Annotated in this window: 13 protein-coding genes; 8 read left to right on the top strand and 5 right to left on the bottom strand. The window is 69.7% G+C overall.

The window, feature by feature from the left end:
• Nucleotides 1-66: 66 nt before the first annotated feature.
• Nucleotides 67-684 (bottom strand): GTP cyclohydrolase I FolE, encoded by a 618-nt coding sequence (folE, locus tag GVY64_RS15405; protein ID WP_201298032.1) that lies wholly within the window; start codon nucleotides 682-684, stop codon nucleotides 67-69.
• 142 nt (nucleotides 685-826) lie between these two features.
• Entirely contained in the window at nucleotides 827-3214 is a 2388-nt protein-coding gene (gene ftsH, locus GVY64_RS15400; protein WP_159841906.1) for an ATP-dependent zinc metalloprotease FtsH, read from the bottom strand.
• A 360-nt stretch (nucleotides 3215-3574) separates the two neighbouring features.
• On the opposite strand from ftsH, the gene GVY64_RS15395 reads away from it, so the two are divergent.
• Entirely contained in the window at nucleotides 3575-4519 is a 945-nt protein-coding gene (locus GVY64_RS15395) for a hypothetical protein (protein ID WP_159841904.1), read from the top strand.
• On the opposite strand, the gene GVY64_RS15390 is transcribed toward GVY64_RS15395, so the two are convergent.
• A complete protein-coding gene (locus GVY64_RS15390; RefSeq protein ID WP_159841902.1) occupies nucleotides 4499-5332 on the bottom strand; it encodes a DUF1266 domain-containing protein in 834 nt (277 codons plus the stop codon). The two genes, GVY64_RS15395 and GVY64_RS15390, sit on opposite strands and share 21 nt — an antisense overlap.
• A 166-nt stretch (nucleotides 5333-5498) precedes the next feature.
• On the opposite strand from GVY64_RS15390, the gene GVY64_RS15385 reads away from it, so the two are divergent.
• Nucleotides 5499-5765: a DUF2277 domain-containing protein gene (locus GVY64_RS15385; RefSeq protein WP_063022195.1), complete on the top strand. Its 267-nt coding sequence runs from the start codon at nucleotides 5499-5501 to the stop codon at nucleotides 5763-5765.
• Nucleotides 5766-5780: 15 nt separating this feature from the next.
• Here the strand turns inward: GVY64_RS15385 and GVY64_RS15380 are convergent, their stop codons facing one another.
• Nucleotides 5781-7094 (bottom strand): PucR family transcriptional regulator, encoded by a 1314-nt coding sequence (locus tag GVY64_RS15380; protein ID WP_159841900.1) that lies wholly within the window; start codon nucleotides 7092-7094, stop codon nucleotides 5781-5783.
• 173 nt (nucleotides 7095-7267) lie between these two features.
• Between GVY64_RS15380 and GVY64_RS15375 the strand changes: the two genes are divergently transcribed.
• From GVY64_RS15375 to GVY64_RS15365, 3 genes are all read left to right on the top strand, one after another.
• On the top strand, nucleotides 7268-8872 hold the full coding sequence (locus GVY64_RS15375) for an aldehyde dehydrogenase family protein (RefSeq protein WP_159841898.1): 1605 nt from the start codon (nucleotides 7268-7270) through the stop codon (nucleotides 8870-8872).
• Nucleotides 8869-9702 (top strand): SDR family oxidoreductase, encoded by an 834-nt coding sequence (locus GVY64_RS15370; RefSeq protein WP_159841896.1) that lies wholly within the window; start codon nucleotides 8869-8871, stop codon nucleotides 9700-9702. The genes GVY64_RS15375 and GVY64_RS15370 overlap by 4 nt, the downstream gene beginning before the upstream one ends.
• Before the next feature lie 423 nt (nucleotides 9703-10125).
• On the top strand, nucleotides 10126-11013 hold the full coding sequence (locus tag GVY64_RS15365) for a LysR family transcriptional regulator (RefSeq protein WP_159841894.1): 888 nt from the start codon (nucleotides 10126-10128) through the stop codon (nucleotides 11011-11013).
• On the opposite strand, the gene GVY64_RS15360 is transcribed toward GVY64_RS15365, so the two are convergent.
• The gene (locus GVY64_RS15360) at nucleotides 11003-12391 is read right to left on the bottom strand and encodes an amidase family protein (RefSeq protein WP_236566855.1); all 1389 of its coding nucleotides are present in this window, start codon (nucleotides 12389-12391) and stop codon (nucleotides 11003-11005) included. The genes GVY64_RS15365 and GVY64_RS15360 overlap by 11 nt on opposite strands.
• 229 nt (nucleotides 12392-12620) lie before the next feature.
• Between GVY64_RS15360 and GVY64_RS15355 the strand changes: the two genes are divergently transcribed.
• The 3 genes from GVY64_RS15355 to GVY64_RS15345 are packed head-to-tail and all read left to right on the top strand — an operon-like array spanning nucleotide 12621 to nucleotide 18654.
• Nucleotides 12621-15170, top strand: a complete 2550-nt coding sequence (locus GVY64_RS15355) for a serine/threonine-protein kinase (protein WP_159841890.1) — start codon at nucleotides 12621-12623, stop codon at nucleotides 15168-15170.
• Nucleotides 15167-17941, top strand: a complete 2775-nt coding sequence (locus GVY64_RS15350; protein ID WP_159841888.1) for a protein kinase domain-containing protein — start codon at nucleotides 15167-15169, stop codon at nucleotides 17939-17941. The genes GVY64_RS15355 and GVY64_RS15350 overlap by 4 nt, the downstream gene beginning before the upstream one ends.
• Complete coding sequence (locus GVY64_RS15345; protein ID WP_159841886.1) at nucleotides 17938-18654, top strand: cyclase family protein; 717 nt, start codon at nucleotides 17938-17940, stop codon at nucleotides 18652-18654. Before GVY64_RS15350 ends, GVY64_RS15345 begins: the two co-directional genes overlap by 4 nt.
• Nucleotides 18655-18658: the final 4 nt, after the last annotated feature.

Here is an 18658-nt window from a genome sequence, read left to right as displayed (position 1 = left end):
TGTCCGCCGTGGTCGCTCCGGTCGGTGCGCGCCCTCGGCTACTCGGTTCGGACACCGCGGGCTCGCTCACTTCCGCAGGATCAGATCGAGCGCCTCGGCGCGGGAGGCGGCGTTGGACTGCAGCAGCCCGCGCACCGCGGAGGTGGTCGTACTGGCGCCCGGCTTGCGGATGCCCCGCATCGCCATGCAGAGGTGCTCGGCCTCGACCACCACGATCGCGCCGCGCGGGTCCAGTTTGCGCATCATCGCGTCGGCGATCTGGCTGGTCAGCCGCTCCTGCACCTGCGGGCGCTTGGCGTACAGGTCGACCAGCCGGGCGAGCTTGGACAGTCCGGTGACCCGGCCGTGCGGACCGGGGATGTAGCCCACATGGGCGACGCCGTGGAAGGACACCAGGTGGTGCTCGCAAGTGGAGTACATCGGGATGTCCCGGACCAGCACGAGTTCCTGATGGCCCTCGTCGAACGTCGTGTTGAGCACCGAGTCCGGTTCCACGTACAGCCCGGCGAAGGTCTCCCGGTAGGCGCGCGCGACCCGGGCGGGTGTCTCGAGCAGCCCGGGCCGATCCGGATCCTCCCCGACGGCGAGCAACAACTCACGCACCGCCGCCTCGGCCCGCGCCTGGTCGAACGACCTGCCGGTCTCCAAGGCGACGAGGCCGGGCTCGGTGACGCCGAGATCGATACCGTCGTAATCAACACTGTCCGCTTCGGCGAGGGTGTGACCACCGCCATGCTCGTTCGGCGACAATCGAGGACACCTCCAAACTCCCGGGGCGCCGGCAATCTCTCGGCACCCCCCGATGGTCGAGCCTAATCGTCACCGATCAGTGACGACCGTTCGGTCCATCCCAATCACCGTTGTCGCCTTCACCGTGCGGATCGACGCGGCGCGGCTCATCGTAACCACCGCGATCGCCGTACCCGTCCCGGTCGTAACCGCCCTCGGGCGCACCCTGCGGGCCCCACTGCTGGTAGCCGTGCCGCGGTTGCTGCGGGTCGCCCCAGCCGGACTGCCCCTGCTGCGGCTCGTCCCGAGGGGGCCAGCCGGGAGCCGACCAGCCGGCCGGAGCGCCGTAGTCGGGCCGCGAACCATGCGTGCCCTGGCGCGGATAGGCCGGAGCGGGCACCTGCGGCAGCGGGTAGCCGGGTGCGGGCGGGCGGGCATACTGCGGCGGAGCGCCGTATCCGCTCTCGTGCGGCGGGTAACCGTTGGCGGCCTGCGGCTCACGCTGCGCCGACGCGGCCACCGGCTGTGCCACCGGCTCCGGCGGCCACGACTCGCCGCGCTCGGCGGCCAGCTCGCCCGGAGTCTTCACCGGCGGCTTGTCCGAGGGGACGCGCTCGCCGAAATCGTTGAACGCGGTGATCCGCGGGCGCTTCTGCACCGACGCGAGGATCTGCTCGAGATCCTTCCGGTGCAGGGTCTCCCGCTCCAGCAGTGCGGTGGCCAGGTCGTCGAGCACGTCACGGTACTCGTTGAGGATCGCCCACGCCTCGGTGTGCGCGGCCTCGATGAGGTTGCGCACCTCCTCGTCGATCGCGCCGGCCACCTCGTGCGAGTAGTCCGAGCCCATGCCCATCGAGCGACCGAGGAACGGGTCGCCCTGCTCCTGGCCGTAACGCACCGCGCCCAGCCGTGCGCTCATGCCGTACTCGGTGACCATCGCGCGCGCGATCTTGGTGGCCTGGTCGATATCGGAGGACGCGCCGGTGGTCGGCTCGTGGAACACCAGTTCCTCGGCCGCGCGGCCGCCCATGGCCATGACCAGTCGGGCGATCATCTCCGAGCGGGTCATCAGGCCCTTGTCGTCCTCGGGCACCGTCATGGCGTGACCGCCGGTGCGCCCGCGCGCCAGGATGGTGACCTTGTAGACCGGCTCGATGTCCGGCATCGCCCAGGCGGCCAGGGTGTGACCGCCCTCGTGATAGGCCGTGATCTTCTTCTCGTGCTCGCTGATGATCCGGCTCTTGCGGCGCGGACCGCCGATCACCCGGTCGACCGATTCCTCCAGCGATTCACCGGTGATCACCGCGCCGTTCTCGCGGGCGGTGAGCAGTGCGGCCTCGTTGATCACGTTGGCCAGATCGGCGCCGGACATGCCGACGGTGCGCTTGGCCAGGCCGTCCAGATCGGCGTCCGGAGAGATCGGCTTGCCTTGCGAGTGCACCCGCAGGATGGCGCGGCGACCGGCGAGGTCCGGGTTGCCCACCGGGATCTGGCGGTCGAACCGGCCGGGACGCAGCAGGGCCGGGTCCAGGATGTCGGGGCGGTTGGTCGCGGCGATCAGGATGATGCCGGTACGGTCGCCGAAGCCGTCCATCTCGACCAGCAGCTGGTTGAGGGTCTGCTCGCGCTCGTCGTGACCGCCGCCGAGGCCCGCGCCGCGCTGGCGGCCGACCGCGTCGATCTCGTCGACGAAGATGATGCAGGGGCTGTTCTGCTTGGCCTGCTCGAACAGGTCGCGCACCCGGGAGGCGCCGACGCCGACGAACATCTCGACGAAGTCCGAACCCGAGATGGTGAAGAACGGCACACCGGCCTCGCCGGCGACGGCGCGGGCCAGCAAGGTCTTGCCGGTGCCGGGCGGGCCGTAGAGCAGCACACCCTTGGGGATCTTGGCGCCGAGGGCCTGGTAGCGGACCGGGTTCTGCAGGAAGTCCTTGATCTCGTAGAGTTCCTCGACCGCCTCGTCGGCTCCGGCCACGTCGGCGAACGTGGTCTTGGGCATGTCCTTGGACAGCTGTTTGGCCTTCGACTTGCCGAAGCCCATCATGCCGCCACGGCCGCCGCCCTGCATCCTGGCCATCACGAAGATGAACAGGCCGAGCAGGATGACCATCGGCAACACGAACAGCAGGATCTGGGTGAACCAGCTCTCCTGCTTGACGACGGTGTTGTAGGGGGCGCCGGAGTTCTTCACGGCCGAGAAGATCTGGGCGGAGGTCTCGCTGCCGCCCGGATACTTCGCGATGATTCTGTTCTGCCCGCCGGTGGCGTCGTTGCCGTCCTTCAGCTCGATGCGCAGCTGCTGCTCGCGATCATCGATCTGGACGTTCTGCACATTGCTCTTGTTCTCGAGCTGGCTGAGGGCAACCGATGTATCGACGCTCTTCCAGCCCCGCGTGTCGTTGCCGAAGTAGCTGAACGCATAGATCACGAGCAAAACGCCCGAGACTATGGCCAGGGTGCGAAACACAGTCTTGCGGTTCATAGAGCGTCGGCCGGGGCGGCCAGTCCTTTCCGGTGTCTCCGGTTCTTGCCTAGCGATGCGTCTGGCGCGTCCGGTTCCGCGGGGGTTCGGATGCGGACAAGCCACGTTACCGCGTACGGTCTACTCGATACATCGCGCAGTTCGGCTGCAGGTGCAGTTAAAGAGGTAAACGGCCGGGGGCCGACGGTGGTTCCCGATGTCCCCGGTCCGGCTTCCTCCAAGTGGCAACAATCATGGCATGTTCGGCCTATCGTGAGCGACGACACAACCTCGCGGCGCGAGCGACGGGCACGTAGGCGGTAGCTCGCACACCACGAAACGCCCCGGGAGCGCCGCAGACCAGACACGAGCGCAGGGGGTATGGACATAGTCGAGTTACGGACACCCACAGCGATACTGCGACACGGCCGCGGCAGGTTGATCGTCCTGCGGCCCGGCTCCGACGGCGAACGCGTGCTCGATGTCCCGGTCTCCGACCTGCTGAAGGTCCGGCTGAACCGGCGCGCGGACGACGCGGTCGTCATCGAGATCTATCTGCGCTACCCGACGCCTGTGCTCACCGGCGTGCCCGCGGACCGCACCCCCCTTCCGGTCATCATCGCCGAGCACGACTTCCCCGCGGCCACCGAGATCGTCGACCGGATCAACGCGCACATCATGGCCACCCAGCGCATCGACGTGGCGGCGCCGGATCTGCGCCCGCCCGCGCCCACCTGGGGGCGTGGCGGGCCCATTCGCGCGGACGTGGAGCGGGCGACGCGCCGGATGTCGCCGCGCCGCGAGGCGAAGCAGGCGATAGCGGCTCTGCATCGTTACGTGACGCCGGAGGAGTACGTCCTGGAGACCGCCGTGGTGGCCGCGCAGCCGCCCGCGGGCAACGGCTCCGGCTTGCTCGCCGCGACGACGACGCGGCTGCTGTTCATCGCGATCGGCGACGGCCGCTACGCGCACGAACTCCCGATTCCGGTGGTCGTGTGGGCTCGCGTCACCGACACCCCCACCGCGGGCCGCGGCGAGATCGGTCCCGGGCGTGGCGCGACCGGCATCGAGGTGCACGACGGCAGCCGGACCCTGCATTTCGCGGGCGCCGACCGCGCCGACACCGAGCGGGTCACCTGCGCGCTGAACTTCGCGGTGCGCCGAGAATCCGCCGACGGCGCCGCGGGCTCCGCCGACCCCGGTGTGGCCCAGTTGTATTCGGAGTGGGAGCTGCTGGTCGAGCGGCACTCCCTGGGCATGGTCGACGACGCGCAGTTCCAGCGCTACGGCCGCGGGATCCTGCGCTCACTCCCCGACGGGAGCTGAGTTCAGCTCGATCCGCCGCCACGGGCTGGTCGGGCGCAGCCACAGGCGCAGCAACTCCTTGCGGCGGTCGACGCCGCCGTTCTTCAGCTCGGCCAGGTCCTCGCAGGCCTGCCAGTAGGTCCAGCCGGTGAGGTAGGCGTCGCCGAACTGACGCCAGTTGCGGTACTTGCTCTGCGCCAGCGGCAGGGCGCGCGCCAGATAACTCCAAGCCACGTCGGCGTCGAGATACCCGGCGGTGTAGGCCATCCTCGCCACCGCGACCACCCTGGCCAGGTCCCAGGCGTGGATGTCACTGGGCAGCGGCCGGGCCAGATGATCGGTGAACCCGATCTTGATCGCTTGCGACCAGATGTCGTAGTCGCGCACCAGCGCCTCGGGATTGTCCATCCCCCGGAACGCGCCGACCTGCCGCAGGAACGCCCGGTGCCGATCGGCCCGTTCCCCGAAACGATCGCGCTCGCTGGCGTTGATCGACGCCGTCACCAGCGGATGCACCAATGCGTAGAGCGGGGCGTGCATACCGTCGAGCAGCTGCTCCATCGACGCCTGCGCCTCGGTGCCGTCGGTGATGCCCCACGCGCCGGTGAGCGTGTCGATCGCGAGTTCCCGCCGATCGCCGAGCGGATGGGCGCGTTCCGGACCGAGCAGCAGCGCGTCATGGAAGGCGTCCCAGCGCGCCGAGTAGAAGGCTCCCAGCGCGAGTGCCCGCAGTTCGTCGTCGGATACCGCGGCGCCGGACCAGTGGTCTTCCTCCCGCTCGTCCAGCTCCGCGTACGGAAACGTCGTCAAGGTGGGTACACCGCGCGCAGACATGTCCCGATTGTTCCCCATCCCGGGCGGGGGGCGCGCGGGATTCGCCGATGGCCGCCCATGTCCGTCCGCCGCGCGGACCGACGGCGGGTCCGCCGGGTGAAATCGATTTCGGTCGCGCTTGCTTCTTGCCCGCACGCATGTCGTGATCTGGAGCTAGTGTTCTCGCATGTGTAGAAACATCACCGTCCTGCGTGGTCTGGAACCTGCCGCAACCGAGCAGGAGATCTATGCCGCCGCACTGCAGTACGTGCGCAAGGTCGGTGGCGTGTCCGGCCTGAGCTCGACCACCAAATCGGCCGTCGACAAGGCCGTCGCGGCCATCGCAGAGGCGACCACCACCTTGCTCGCGGAGTTACCCGATCGCCGAGTGGCGCCGACCACCGAGCCACCGCTGCGCCGGATCGCCGCGCGCGAGGCCATGGCGGGCGAGTAACCGGCGGCCGCGGGTTCAGGGCAGGGCGTCGGCGCCGTAGACGGCGACGCACACCAGCGCGATCTCCAGCGGCAAGCCGCGCTCTTCGATCGGATATCCCAGCAGTTGTTCGATCCGCTGCACGCGGTAGCGGACCGTGTTCTTGTGTACCCCGAGCACTTTCGCCGTTGCCTCCGGGCTGCGCTGACTGCGCAGATAGGCGTGCAGCGTCTCGCGCAGGCGCGCGGCGTTCGCGTCCCCGGCCGCCAGCGCGCCCAGTTCCCGCTCCACCAGCCCCCGCATGGCCGCTTCGTCCGCGCCGGCCAGATAGGCGATCTCCACCGCTCGATACCCGGTGACCCGTGGGCCGCCCGCGGGCGCGCGCTCGGCGACCTGCCGTGCGGCGACCGCCTCACGGTGACTGCGGCGGAAGCCCGCGATCCCCCCGGCGGGCACGCCGAACGCCACCCGCACCGGCGCCTCCACCTGTGCCGCGGCCAGCCGCTCCACTTCGCCCGGCGCCGCGAGTTCGGCGCCGTGTTCCCCGTCGTCCGAGCCCGCCCACGCCCACATGGCGGTGGCGCCGGACGGGACGGTGAGCACCCGACCGCTGCCCAGTGCCGCGGCCAGCCGCGCCGCGACCCGGTCCAGCAAGCCGGTCGCCTCCGCGTCCACGCTCACGGGCTCGCCGGTCGGTTCGTCGGTCCACAGCACGAATGCGAGGTGCTGCTGGGAGAGCCGATAGCCGAGCCGCAGCGACGCCTGATCGACGTCCACGTCGTCGCCGTCCAGCAAGGCGCGGACGGTCTCGGCTCGCCGGTTGAGCGCGGCGCGCAGCGCCTGCTCACGCTCCTCCATGTAGGTGTCGGTGAGCAGTTCGACCGAGGTGCTGATCCACTTGGTGGCCCGCTCGAACAGCCGCAGCAGGACGACGCGCTCGAGTTCCGGCGCGGTCCGGCGCTGTTCGACGACTTCGGTCATGTAGTCCAGCACCGCCTCCATGCCCACGTGGTACACCCGCAGCAGCAACCGGAGTTCGAAGCCGCGCCGGGCCACGCTGCGCGCGAACGCGTGCGCTTCCTCCGGCAGTGAGAACTCGAAGGCGTCGCTGGCCAGGCGGCTGAGCACGATCCTGGCGTGCGCCCGGGTGCTGGCCGCGAGGTCGCGGCGCATATCGCGATCGGCGAGTTCGGGGATGCGCGCGATGATCACGTCGTCGAGCCGGGTGACGATCCGCTCCAGCGCCTCGGCGCGCGTGGTCTCGTAGACGTACTCGGCGAGCCAGTCGCGCACCTCGTCCGGCGCCGGGCTCGGCCGGGCCGCGCCGCCCGGCGAAGGCCCAACGGTCATCGCCCTCTCCTTCGGCTCGGCATCCTTTGGTTCGGGGAAACAAAATCGCCTGTTTTCCTTGACAACTCGGGCCAAGAAACTCTGTGCGGATTGTGTCACGATCATAGTTCAGTGGCCTGCCTCACAGCAGTCAGCAGACCGCGGTTCAACACGACGTCAGTGGGAGAGCAGCAGTGACCAACACCGAACCAGCGCCCGCGGCCGAAAAGGCGCAGGCACGCGAAACGACCGCGAAGAAGGACGGCCCCGCCGTCATCGAGGTGCGCAATCCCGGCACGGGCGAGGTCGTCGGCACGGTGCCGGACGAGACCGCGGACGCGGTCGCGGCCAAGGTCCGCGAATTGCGGCTGTACCAGCCGGAGTGGGAGGCACTCGGTCCCGAAGGACGCAAGGTCTGGCTGCTGAAGTTCCAGGACTGGTTGATCGACAACACCGACCGGCTGGCCACCGTACTGCAGTCGGAGACCGCAAAGCCCCGGGTGGACGCCCTGATCGACCCGGGTTTCGCGACCGACCTGATCGGCTACTACGCGCGCCGCGCGGCCAAGTTCCTCGCCGACGACCATCCGTCGCCGCACAGCCCGCTGGCGCGGGTCAAGCGGCTGACCACGGTCTACCGGCCTTATCCGGTGGTCGGCGTCATCACGCCGTGGAATTTCCCGCTGGCGATGCCGGTGATGGACGTGTTCCCCGCGCTGGCCGCCGGAGCGGCCGTGCTGCTCAAACCCTCCGAGGTGACTCCGCTGTCGGCGCTCGAACTGGCGAAGGGCTGGGCCGAGATCGGAGCTCCGCCGGTCTTCGCGGTGGTCACCGGCGCGGGCGCGACCGGAGCGGCCGTGGTGGACTCCGCCGACTACATCCAGTTCACCGGCTCGACCGCGACCGGACGCAAGATCGCCGCCGCCTGTGTGCAGCGCATGGTGCCCTACAGCCTGGAACTCGGCGGCAAGGACCCGGCCATCGTCCTGGCCGACGCCGACCTCGACCGCGCCGCGCACGGCATCGCCTTCGGCGGCATGTTCAACTCCGGCCAGGTCTGCATCTCGGTGGAGCGGGTGTACGTCGAAGCGGCGGTGTACGACGAGTTCGTCGCCAAGCTCACCGCCAACGTCAAGGCGCTGCGTCAAGGCCTCGACGGGCGCGAGTCGAAGTACGACGTGGGCGCACTGGCCAACGAAAATCAGGTGGCCATCGTGCAGCGTCACGTCGAGGAGGCGGTCGCGGCGGGCGCCAAGGTGCTCACCGGCGGCAAGCGGGCCGGATTCGGCACCGCCTTCGAGCCGACCGTGCTGGTGGACGTCGACCACACCATGTCCTGCGTGACCGAAGAGACCTTCGGCCCGACACTGCCGGTGATGAAGGTGGCCGACGAGTCCGAAGCGATCCGGCTGGCCAACGACTCCGTCTACGGACTGTCCGCCTCGGTGTGGACCGGCGACAAGGAGCGCGGCGAGCGGATAGCCCGGCAGCTGAACACGGGTGCGGTCAACATCAACGACGTCTTCGCCAACCTGTTCAGTTACGCGTTGCCGATGGGCGGCTGGGGCCTGTCCGGCGTCGGCGCCCGCTGGGGCGGGGCGAACGGCGTGCGCAAGTACTGCCGCCAGCAGGCGATCACCACGCCGATCCTGCCGACCCAGCAGAAGGAACTGTTCTGGTACCCGTACTCGATGCCGAAGCTGCTGTTCGCACTCGGCGCGATGCGCGCGGCGGGCGCGCGCGGTCTGCGCCGCCTGGACCTGCCCGCCCTGCTGAAACTGAAGGGAGACGCCAAGTGACCGACGCGAAGCAGATTCGCGGCAAAGTCGTCGTCATCACCGGCGGCGCGCGCGGCATCGGGTTGGCCACCGCGACCGCGCTGCAGGCACTCGGCGCGCAGATCGCGATCGGCGACATCGACGAGACCACGGTCAAGGAGTCGGGCACGGCGCGCGGTTTCGAGCTGTACGGAAGGCTCGACGTGACCGATCACGACTCGTTCGACGGCTTCCTCGACGAGGTGGAGCGCACCCTCGGCCCGATCGACGTGCTGATCAACAACGCGGGCATCATGCCGACCGGCAAGCTGGTGGACGAGCCGGATCCGCTGACCCGCCGCATCCTGGACATCAATGTCTACGGCGTGATCCTGGGTTCCAAGCTCGCGCTGCGCCGGATGCTGCCGCGCGGCAGCGGGCACATCATCAACATCGCCTCGCTGGCCGGCGAGACGCACATCCCGGGACTGGCCACCTACAACGCCAGCAAGCACGCGGTGCTCGGATTCACCGACACGCTGCGCGAGGAGTATCGCGGCACCGGCCTGCGCTTCTCCTCGGTGCTGCCCACACTGACCAACACCGAGCTGGGCTCCGGCGTCACCGCGCCCAAGCTGATGCGCGCCGCCGAGCCCGAGGAGATCGCCGACGCCGTCGCGAAGCTGATCGTCGCGCCGAAGTCGAAGGTCAGGGTGACCGCGGTGGCCGGGTTCATCTCCCAGTTCGTGGGCCTGCTACCGGAAGCGGTCGGGGACAGCATCGGGCGGGCGCTCGGCTCCGGCCGCGCATTCCTCGCCGACGTCGACGCCGACAAGCGCAAGGCATACGAGGAGCGCGCCCGCGGCGCGTGAGCTTCGGTACAGCCGGGGCGCCGTGGCCGGGATTCGTCTCGGGCGCGGCGCCTCGTCGTGTCCGGGGGAAGAACGAGCGCCGCCCTCGGACCAGATTGTGATGAAAATCACTCAAAGTATCGCTTCCATCGGATAGCCGGTCAGCGGCAAATTCTCAGCCGCATTCCATTGGCATCCGGGCGGCCGTAATCCGCCGAAGCCGACACTCGAACCGCATCATCCATGCTGGTCAAATGCCCAAGTGCGGAACCAGGACGGTCGACGCTGGCCGCGTGCCGAAAATTCGCCAACCGCTGGGTGCGGTGCACCAGCACAAGCAATATGCTGTCCCTAACAAACCTGCCGACTGTTTCGGTGCCCGTATCCGAACTTTTCGGCCTGATAAGGCTGGAAATTCCGGACTGATTCTGATAGCAAGGGGCTATGGACCCGCACTTGCGCGACCTGCGGTATTTCGTCGCCGTCGCTGAGGAACTGCACTTCACCAACGCCGCTCAGCGGCTGCACATCGCTCAACCCACCCTGTCGCGTCAGATCCGGCAGCTGGAACGTCAGCTCGACGTGGTCCTGTTCGACCGCAATCAGCGCAGCGTCGCGCTGACCGTCGCGGGCAAGGAACTGCTCGAAGGCGCTCGCAAGATCCTGGAGCTGTGGGAGGTCACCAACGTCTCGCTGCAGGAGGCCGGCGAGGTGCTGCGCGTCGGCATCCAGTCCGCGCTCGGCCGCGGGCTGCTCAGCGATCTGGAGAGCGCGAGCGGACATCGCCTCGCGCTGCACGCCGCCTCGTGGACGGATCCCTCCAGCGGGCTCGCGGGCAGGCAGGCCGACCTCGCGCTGGTCTGGCTCCCGCTGCCGGACCAGAGTCGTTACCGATGGCAGGTGCTGCGCACCGAACCGCGCTGGGTGCTGCTCCCGGAGAACCACCCGCTCGCCGTCTCCGAGACCATCGAGTTCGCCGATCTGCTCGACGAACCGTTCGTCGCGCTGCCCACCGAAGCCGGTGCGGTCCGCGATTTCTGGCTCGGCAACGACGGACGCGGCGGGCGGGCGCCGAAGATCGGCGCCGAAGCAGCGACCGCCGAGGACAAGCTGGAAGCCGTGAGCCTCGGTCTGGGCGTGTGCCTGCTCGCCGAGAACAACGTGCCGATGTACCGCTGGCCGGGGCTGACCGCGCGGCCCGTGTCGGGGCTCGCGCCATGCGAACTCGCCGTGGCCTGGCGGGCCGACGACAACCGGCCGACCATCCTCGAGTTCGCCGGTCGTGCCGTCGAAGGCGGCTTCGCGGCGCAGCAGTCGCCGGTCAGCGTCTGAATCGGCCTTCGGGTGCGGTGCGCTGCCAGGGGCAGCGGATCTCCAATTGCGCGGACAGCCGTAGCAGGGTGGATTCGCTGCCGGGCGGCCCCGCGAGCTGGGCGGCCACCGGCGTTTCCGATCCGGGGTGGATGCCCATCGGGATGGACGCGGCGGGCCAGCCGACCAGATTCCACAGCGGAGTGAAGGGGGCGAATCGCGCGCCGGCGAGCAGAGTGGCAGGCCGATTGCGGAAGTGCCAGGCCCGCGCCGGGGGTGGCGGGGCGGCGAGCGTGGGAGTGATCACCACGTCGTAACGCTCGAAGAACTCCAGTAGTCGCGCCTCGACCCGATCGATCTGTGCGGGGCGCGCGAGCCGAAACCGATGCACCGTCCGGCCGAGGGCCAGTCGACGGCGGGCTCTTCGGGATAGCTGGTCGGGCTCGGGTAGCGCGGGAGCATCGCGCGCACCGAGGGCCAGCCAGCGTAGGGACGCCGCGAACAGTGCGTTTCCGTACGGTAGGGCGGTTGGTTCGACCACATGGCCCGCCGCCGCGGCCACCGCGGCCGCTCGGCGGGCCGCGGCCGTCCAATGCCTGTCGACGCGCAGCAGGCGAGACGGTGGATCCACGGCCAGGGCGATGCGTAGTCGGCCGGGCGGATCCAGCTCGGCCAGATCCGGCCGCGCCGCCAGCACCGACAACGCCAGCGCGGCGTCGTCCACACCGGTTGCCAGAACACCGTTCTCGACCAGACCCGACCAGGCGCCTGCGCCGGGCACCATGTGCTGCCCCGGCTTGATCCCGAAGACTCCACAGCATGCGGCGGCCACCCGCACCGCACCCAGGCCGTCGCAGCCGTGCGCCACCGGAACCAGCCCGGCCGCGATGGCCGCGCCCGCCGCGCTTCCGGCGTTCCGCGCCGGGTTCCAGGGATTGCGGATGACACGCTCCGAGCCTTCGGTCGTCGCCCAGCGGCTCAGCTCGGGCGCCGCGACCAGACCCATGACGACCGCGCCCGCGGCGCGCAGCCGCGCCACCACCGGGTCATCCGCGGCGGCCGCCGGGCCCCACGGCACCGGCTCGCTCGCGATGGGTACGCCGTGTTCGACCGCGACCGGGACACCGGCCATGGGCAACACGTCGAGGTCGTCGCGCTCGGTCAGGCTCGCCGACTCGGCCATCGCCTGTTCGGCGCGCAGCACGGTGAACGCGAGGCAGGTCCGGTTCGCCGCCGAGATCCGCGTCCCGGCATCCGCCGCCACTTGGCCGGGATGCAACAGGCCGTCGCGCACACACGCCGCGATCGTCGCTGCCGGGCCGCGTTCCAGACCGTTCTCGGTGCCCCCGGCGCTGTTCGGCCGCGCTTCGGCAGCGGTCGCCAACGGTCGGGAAAGCATGGGTTCGCTGATTTTCGAGCTGTCCGCCACGGTTGCGGCCTCGTCAGACATGTGCTGGTCATCCCCCGTCGCGTCGTTGTCGAAATCGGGTGATCCACTGTCGAGCCGCAAGTTATCATTTCGAATACGGCGCGGGGGATGATGGTGTCGGGTGTGGCGGGAAATTTTCGGCCCATCCGGCAACGACCGATGCGGATTCTGCGGCGTCCGCCGAGCCATAGGTCCCGACATGAGTGCGAACTCTGAGAGAAGTTCCGAATCCAGCACAGGTATTTCCACCCGTGCCAGGAGTGGTGAGCTGTCGCGCGCCGAATCCGACGCGGTGGCGGCGTTCTCCGCGGCTTGGAAATCGACCCGGCGCCCGCCGGTCATCGCCGAATACCTGCCCGATGCCAGCACCCTGCGTCGCGAGGCGCTGCTCGAGCTGATTCGCGTCGACCTGCGCAATCGTTGGCTGCATCGCCGCCGGGCCACCACGAGCGACGCGACGCGGCCTGCCGCGCGCATGCGCCTGGCCGATTACTGCGCCGAATTTCCCGAACTCGTTTCCGACGATATTCCGGCCGGTCTGGTGTACGAGGAGTTCGTCATCCGCCGCCAGAGCGGCGAACGGGTCGATCCGCGTGAATGCCTGCGGGAATATCCACGTCAGGCCGAGGAACTGCGCGAGCTGCTGAACGCCGACGAGATCGATCAGAGCACCCGCCGCGCGACACAGGAGGACGCCACCCAGACCGTCTTCGCTCATACCGGCGCCGATCTCGATGACACCGCGTTGAACCGAACCGCCGAGTCCACTCGTGATTCCGAGGTGACCAGAACGACCGCCGCCGATCTGACGGGTACGGCGACCGCCGTGCCCACGACGATCGGCACCGGACCGAGCCGGCCCGACCCGCTCGACCGCATCGAGATCGGCCAGCAGATCGATGACTTCGATCTGCTGACCGGTCTGGGCAGCGGCGCGTTCGCCCGAGTCTTCCTCGCCCGGCAGCGCTCGCTGCAGCGGCTGGTCGCGGTCAAGATCTCCAGCGACCACGGCACCGAACCGCAGACGTTGGCGCAGCTGGACCACGACTACATCGTGCGGGTCTTCGATCAGCGGCTGCTCGACGACGCCGAGGGCGCCGCACGCCGGTTGCGGCTGCTCTACATGCAGTTCCTCCCCGGCGGCACGCTGCTGGGCGTGCTGCGCTGGGTGCGTGCGACCCCGCCCGCCGAGCGCAGCGGCAAGCTGCTGCTGGACGCCGTGGACGCGGCCATGGAGGAGAAGGGCGAGATCCGGCCGACCGACTCCAGTGTGCGCGCCGAACTCGCCCGGCTGAGCTGGCCGGAGACGGTGGCCTGGCTGGGCCGCAGGCTGGCCGAGGCGCTGGACTACGCGTCCTCGCACGGCGTGCTGCACCGCGATGTGAAACCGGCCAACGTCCTGCTCACCGCGGAAGGCGTACCGAAACTGGCGGACTTCAACATCAGCTTCAGCCGCAACGTGGAGGGCACCAGCCCGGTGGCCTACTTCGGCGGCTCACTGGCCTACATGTCGCCCGAACAGCTGGAGGCCTGCCACCCGAGCTTCGGCCGCAGCGCCGCCGACCTGGACACTCGCGCCGACATCTATTCGCTGGGCGTGGTGCTGTGGGAGCTGCTCACCGGCGCGAAGCCGTTCGACGACCGGACGGCGGGCGCGGGCGAGCAAGGCGACGACACCACGCTGGAGGCCATGCTGGAGCGGCGCAGCTCCGGCGTGGACGAGGTGGCGCTGCAACGGGTTCCGCCCGACTGCCCGGCCGCCTTGTGCCGTGTGCTGCTGACCTGTCTCGCGCCGGAGCGGACCGACCGCTGGTCCAGCGGTGCGACCCTGGCCAGGCAACTGGAGATGTGCCTGGACGAGCGCGCGCGCGACCTGGTCGACCCCCCGCCGAAAAGCTGGCGGCGGCGGCTGCGCCCGTATATCGTGCCGGTCGCGCTGCTGGCGGTGGCGCTGCCGAATGTGCTCGCGTCGCTGTACAACATCCAGCACAACCAACACCTGATCATCAGCCGGATGACCGAGGACGCCCAGCAGACCTTCCTGATCATCACCGGCGTGGTCAACGCCATCTTCTTCCCGGCCGGCATCGCGGTCGTGCTGTACATGGCGAGATACGTCCTGACGGTGCCGCGTGGTCTGCGCAAAGGACGACGATACGACCCGGACACCCTGCGGCGCGCCAGGAAGGACGCGCTGCTGATGGGCGATCGGGCCGTGGTCGTGGCCTTCTCGCTATGGGTGCTGGCCGGAGTGATCTTCCCGATCGCGCTTCAGGTGTCGACCGGAGACATAGCGGCCCGCGCGGTGGTGCACTTCTTCTCCTCATTGGTTGTGTGCGGCGCGATCGCCGTGGCCTATCCCTTCTTCCTGCTGACCTTCTACATGGTGCGCTGCATCTACCCGCTGTTCCTGCGGCACGGGGACATCAGCCCCGAGGACGCGGTCTGGCTGCGCGGCCTGGACCGGCGGTGCAACGGATACCTCGCGGTCGCCGCGTCGGTGCCGCTGCTCGCGGTCGCCGGCGTGACCTTCCTGCCGCCCTCCGACATCCCGTCGGTGATCTTCGCGGTCCGGCTGCTGTGCGTCGGCGGCATAATCGCGTTCGTGGGCACCTATCTGCTGTTCCGTGCGCTGGAAGCGGATCTGCGAGCGCTGGAGCGAGTGGTCGATCCCGAAGCCGCCGAAACGCGAACCACCGAGACCAGGTCCGTCCGAGCGACCACGACCGTCGCGGAGTCCGGCACGTGAGTTTCCCGCGCACCGATGCCGTCGCCCGGTTCACCGCCGACTGGCAGCGCAGCCTTCACAGCGACCGGTTACCGCCCCAGATCCGCGACTACGTGCCCGATGGCACGCAGGCTCGCTTGGCCGTGCTCATCGATCTGATCCGGGTGGATCTGCGGCGGCGCTGGGAACGCGAAGGGCTCGGCAAACGAGTCGCGGAATACCGCGCGGAATTCCCGGAGGTGGACGACAGCCCCGAGCTGGTCGATCTCGTGTGCGAAGAATTCCTGGTACGCCGCCGCCGCGGACAGCTGCCGCTGGCAGGCTTCCTCGGCGACTACCCGGATCTCGCGGGCGCGGTCGGTGAGATCCTCGCCGACTTCGCCGATTCCGACGACGACGTCGACGTCATGCCGGGCGAATTCCTCGCGGCGCTCGCCGACCTCGCGCCCGGCCACCGAATCGATGACTTCGATCTGCTCACCGACCTGGGCTCCGGGCTGCTCGGCCGCGTCTTCCTGGCCAGACAGCGTTCTATGCAGCGGCTGGTCGCCGTGCGGTTCTCGGCGGGCCGGGCGGGCGCGCCGCGCACGATGGCCCAGCTCGACCACGCCCACATCGTGCGCGTCTTCGATCAGCGGGTGCTCGGCGCCGACGCCGCGCCTACGCGCACCAGGGCGGCAACCCCCGCGAACGGGGGCCACGGCGTGGACGTCACACTCGCTGCGCCGCTCTCCGACCTCGACACCTCGGCCACCGAATCGTTCGGTCTCGACGCCACCGTCGCCACCCCGCCCGGCCGGACCGCAGGCCGCCCCGGCGATGACGACACCCTCATGGATCTCGAAGCCACCGTCGCGGCGGCCGCACCCCTCCGGACGCCGAGCCGCCCCGGCGACGACGAGTCTCGCCCGCGCGTCGCCGAAAGCCACGGCGCGACCGTTACCCAGCCGTCCGTCCTGGACGACGCCACGGTCGTCGCCGGGGAAACCGTCGATGACGAGACCATCGTCGCCGAGCCCGACAGGTCCCCTTCGCTCCCCTCTGACCGTCCTCGGACGCCCGATTCCGGACGATCCGCCGAGCCCGGCGCGGCGGTTCACGCTCACTCCGACACGGCGGTGAACGAAGGATCGGTCGATCCGGACGCGACCATCGCCGGTCCCCCGGACGACGCCACGTCCGCGCGCTCCGGAACGGCCCTCGCCCCGGAACCCCGGACGACCGTCCTGCCGCGCTTGGTCTACATGCAGTACCTTCCCGGCGGCACGGCGGTCGGTCTGCTCGAACAACGCCGTCGCGGCCCGGTGTCCGACGGCGGCACCCTCCTGTTGCGCGCGGTGGACAGCGCCATGGAGGCCAAGGGCGAGATCCGGCCCGCGGATTCCAGCGTGCGCTCGGAGATCGCTCGGCTGAGCTGGCCGGAGACCGTGGCATGGGTGGGCAGGCGGCTGGCCGACGCGCTGGATTACGCCGCCCACCAGGGCGTGCTACATCACGACATCAAGCCGGCGAACGTGCTGTTCACCGCGGAGGGCATTCCGAAACTCGCCGATTTCGCCCTCGGCGAGTCGGCGACGCGCGTTCCCGCGCCGCGCGGGCCCGGCGCGCCCGACGCCTTGGCCTACCGATCCCCCGAACAATTGGCCGCCTATCTCGATCCCGGCGCGCCCGTCCCCGGCGACGCCAGCGACGTCTACTCCCTAGGTGTGCTGCTGTGGGAAATGCTGACCGGCGCCACGCCCTTCGACGATCCGCCCCCTGAGGAGGAGGGGCCCGACACCGAGACGTACGCGGCGATGCTCGCGGTGCGCCGCGCGGGTGTCTCGCAGGCGGCGCTCGCGCGCCTGCCGGAAGACACCCCCGCCGCGCTGCGCCGCGTACTGCTGGACTGCCTGCACGAGGACCCCCGACGCCGCTGGCGCGGCGGCGCGGAACTCGCTGCACAACTCGACTTGTGCCTGGACACCCGCGCCCGCGATCTGGTCGATCCCCCGCCCGGCAGCCTCGCGCACCGAGCCAGGGGCTGGCTGCTTCCCGTCGCGGCGCTGTGCGTCGGCGTGCCCAACGTGCTGGCCAGCTTCTACAACATCCAGCTGAACCAGGCCCTGATCATCGACCGGATGTCGGCCGCCGACCAGGAGAAGTTCGCGACGGTCGGATTGATCAACAATGTCGTCGCGTTCCCGGTCGCCGCGCTGCTGCTGTTGTTCATGACCCGGCGGCCGCTCGCCATCGCCTACCGCCTCGGCCACGGCCGCGGTTATTCGGCGCGCACGCTGGCGAAAGCGCGCCGTGACACCCTGCTGATGGGAGACTGGGCGGTGTGGATACCCTTCGGCTTCTGGTTGGCGGCCGGCATCATCTGGCCGCTGGGACTGGCCTTCTCCGGCGTCGACCTGCCGCGCGGCACCTTCCTGCATTTCTTCGCCGCGCAGGTGGTGTGCGCGGCCATCGCACTGGCCTATCCGTTCTTCCCGATCATGGTCTACGCGGTGCGGTCGATCTATCCACAGCTGTTGGTGCGCGGCGGCATCGGGCCCGACGACGAACGCCAGTTGCGGGCGCTGGCCCGGCGCGGCAACTTCTATCTGGGTGTCGCGGCGTCGGTCCCGCTGCTCGGCGTGGCGAGCGCGACCTTCGTCGACGCCGCCGACCTGGAGCTGGTGATCGTTCCGGTGCGCGTGCTGAGTGTGGGTGGCATTCTGGCATTCGTGCTGACCTATCGGCTGTTCCGCATCCTCGAAGCAGATCTGCTCGCGCTGGCCAGGGCGATCCCGCAGCGGACTCGATGACCACACCGCGCCCACTGGGACGGTTGGTGAATCTGTCGCACGTCCACGACCCGGCCACCACGCCGCTGTATCCGGAGGACCCCGAGTTCCGCACCGACGTGGTGGCCACGATCGCCGACCACGGCTATTACCTGCGCTACATCCGGCAGGGCGAGCACACCGGAACCCATTGGGGCGCACCGATCCATTTCCGCGCCGACGGACTGGCCGCGCACGAGCTGGAGCCGGACGACCTGCTGCTGCCCGCCGTGAAGATCGATGTCCGGCACCGTTGCGCGACCGACCGCGACTACGCGATCACGGTCGACGATCTGACGCGCTGGGAGGCAGGTCACGGCCGGATCCCGGACGAAGCGGCGGTGATCGCCTGGACCGGCTGGGACGCCAAGTGGGGTACACCGGAGTTCATCGGCGCGGGCGAGTCGGCCGGTCGGCAGCCCGGGTTCGCCGTGGAGGCGGTGGAATGGCTGTTGCGCAGCGGCAGGCTCGGCAGCCGTGGCGCGCTCGGCATCGACACCTTCGGCCCCGATGTGGGTACCGACCAGACGTACGCAGTGTCCAAGCTGCTCTACGGCGAGCGCCGGATCAGCTTGGAGTGCATGGCGAACCTGGCCGCGCTGCCCGCGACCGGGGCATGGGTGCTGGTCGGCGGACCGCTCTATCGTGGCGGTTCCGGCTCTCCGGCAACGATTTTCGGCATCCTGCCCGGCTGACGCC

This window comes from Nocardia sp. CY41, assembly GCF_009829325.1.
Lineage (GTDB): Bacteria > Actinomycetota > Actinomycetes > Mycobacteriales > Mycobacteriaceae > Nocardia.
The sequence above is the reverse complement of the archived record's forward strand: the minus strand, read 5'-3'. Positions and strand labels throughout refer to the sequence as shown.

What these genes read in the sequence shown, in the direction of transcription:
- ftsH (WP_159841906.1), bottom strand. Translation starts at nt 3,214, where the DNA reads ATGAACCGCAAGACTGTGTTTCGCACCCTGGCCATAGTCTCGGGCGTT.
- GVY64_RS15395 (WP_159841904.1), top strand. Translation starts at nt 3,575, where the DNA reads ATGGACATAGTCGAGTTACGGACACCCACAGCGATACTGCGACACGGC.
- GVY64_RS15390 (WP_159841902.1), bottom strand. Translation starts at nt 5,332, where the DNA reads ATGTCTGCGCGCGGTGTACCCACCTTGACGACGTTTCCGTACGCGGAG.
- GVY64_RS15385 (WP_063022195.1), top strand. Translation starts at nt 5,499, where the DNA reads ATGTGTAGAAACATCACCGTCCTGCGTGGTCTGGAACCTGCCGCAACC.
- GVY64_RS15380 (WP_159841900.1), bottom strand. Translation starts at nt 7,094, where the DNA reads ATGACCGTTGGGCCTTCGCCGGGCGGCGCGGCCCGGCCGAGCCCGGCG.
- GVY64_RS15365 (WP_159841894.1), top strand. Translation starts at nt 10,126, where the DNA reads ATGGACCCGCACTTGCGCGACCTGCGGTATTTCGTCGCCGTCGCTGAG.
- GVY64_RS15360 (WP_236566855.1), bottom strand. Translation starts at nt 12,391, where the DNA reads ATGCTTTCCCGACCGTTGGCGACCGCTGCCGAAGCGCGGCCGAACAGC.
- GVY64_RS15355 (WP_159841890.1), top strand. Translation starts at nt 12,621, where the DNA reads ATGAGTGCGAACTCTGAGAGAAGTTCCGAATCCAGCACAGGTATTTCC.
- GVY64_RS15345 (WP_159841886.1), top strand. Translation starts at nt 17,938, where the DNA reads ATGACCACACCGCGCCCACTGGGACGGTTGGTGAATCTGTCGCACGTC.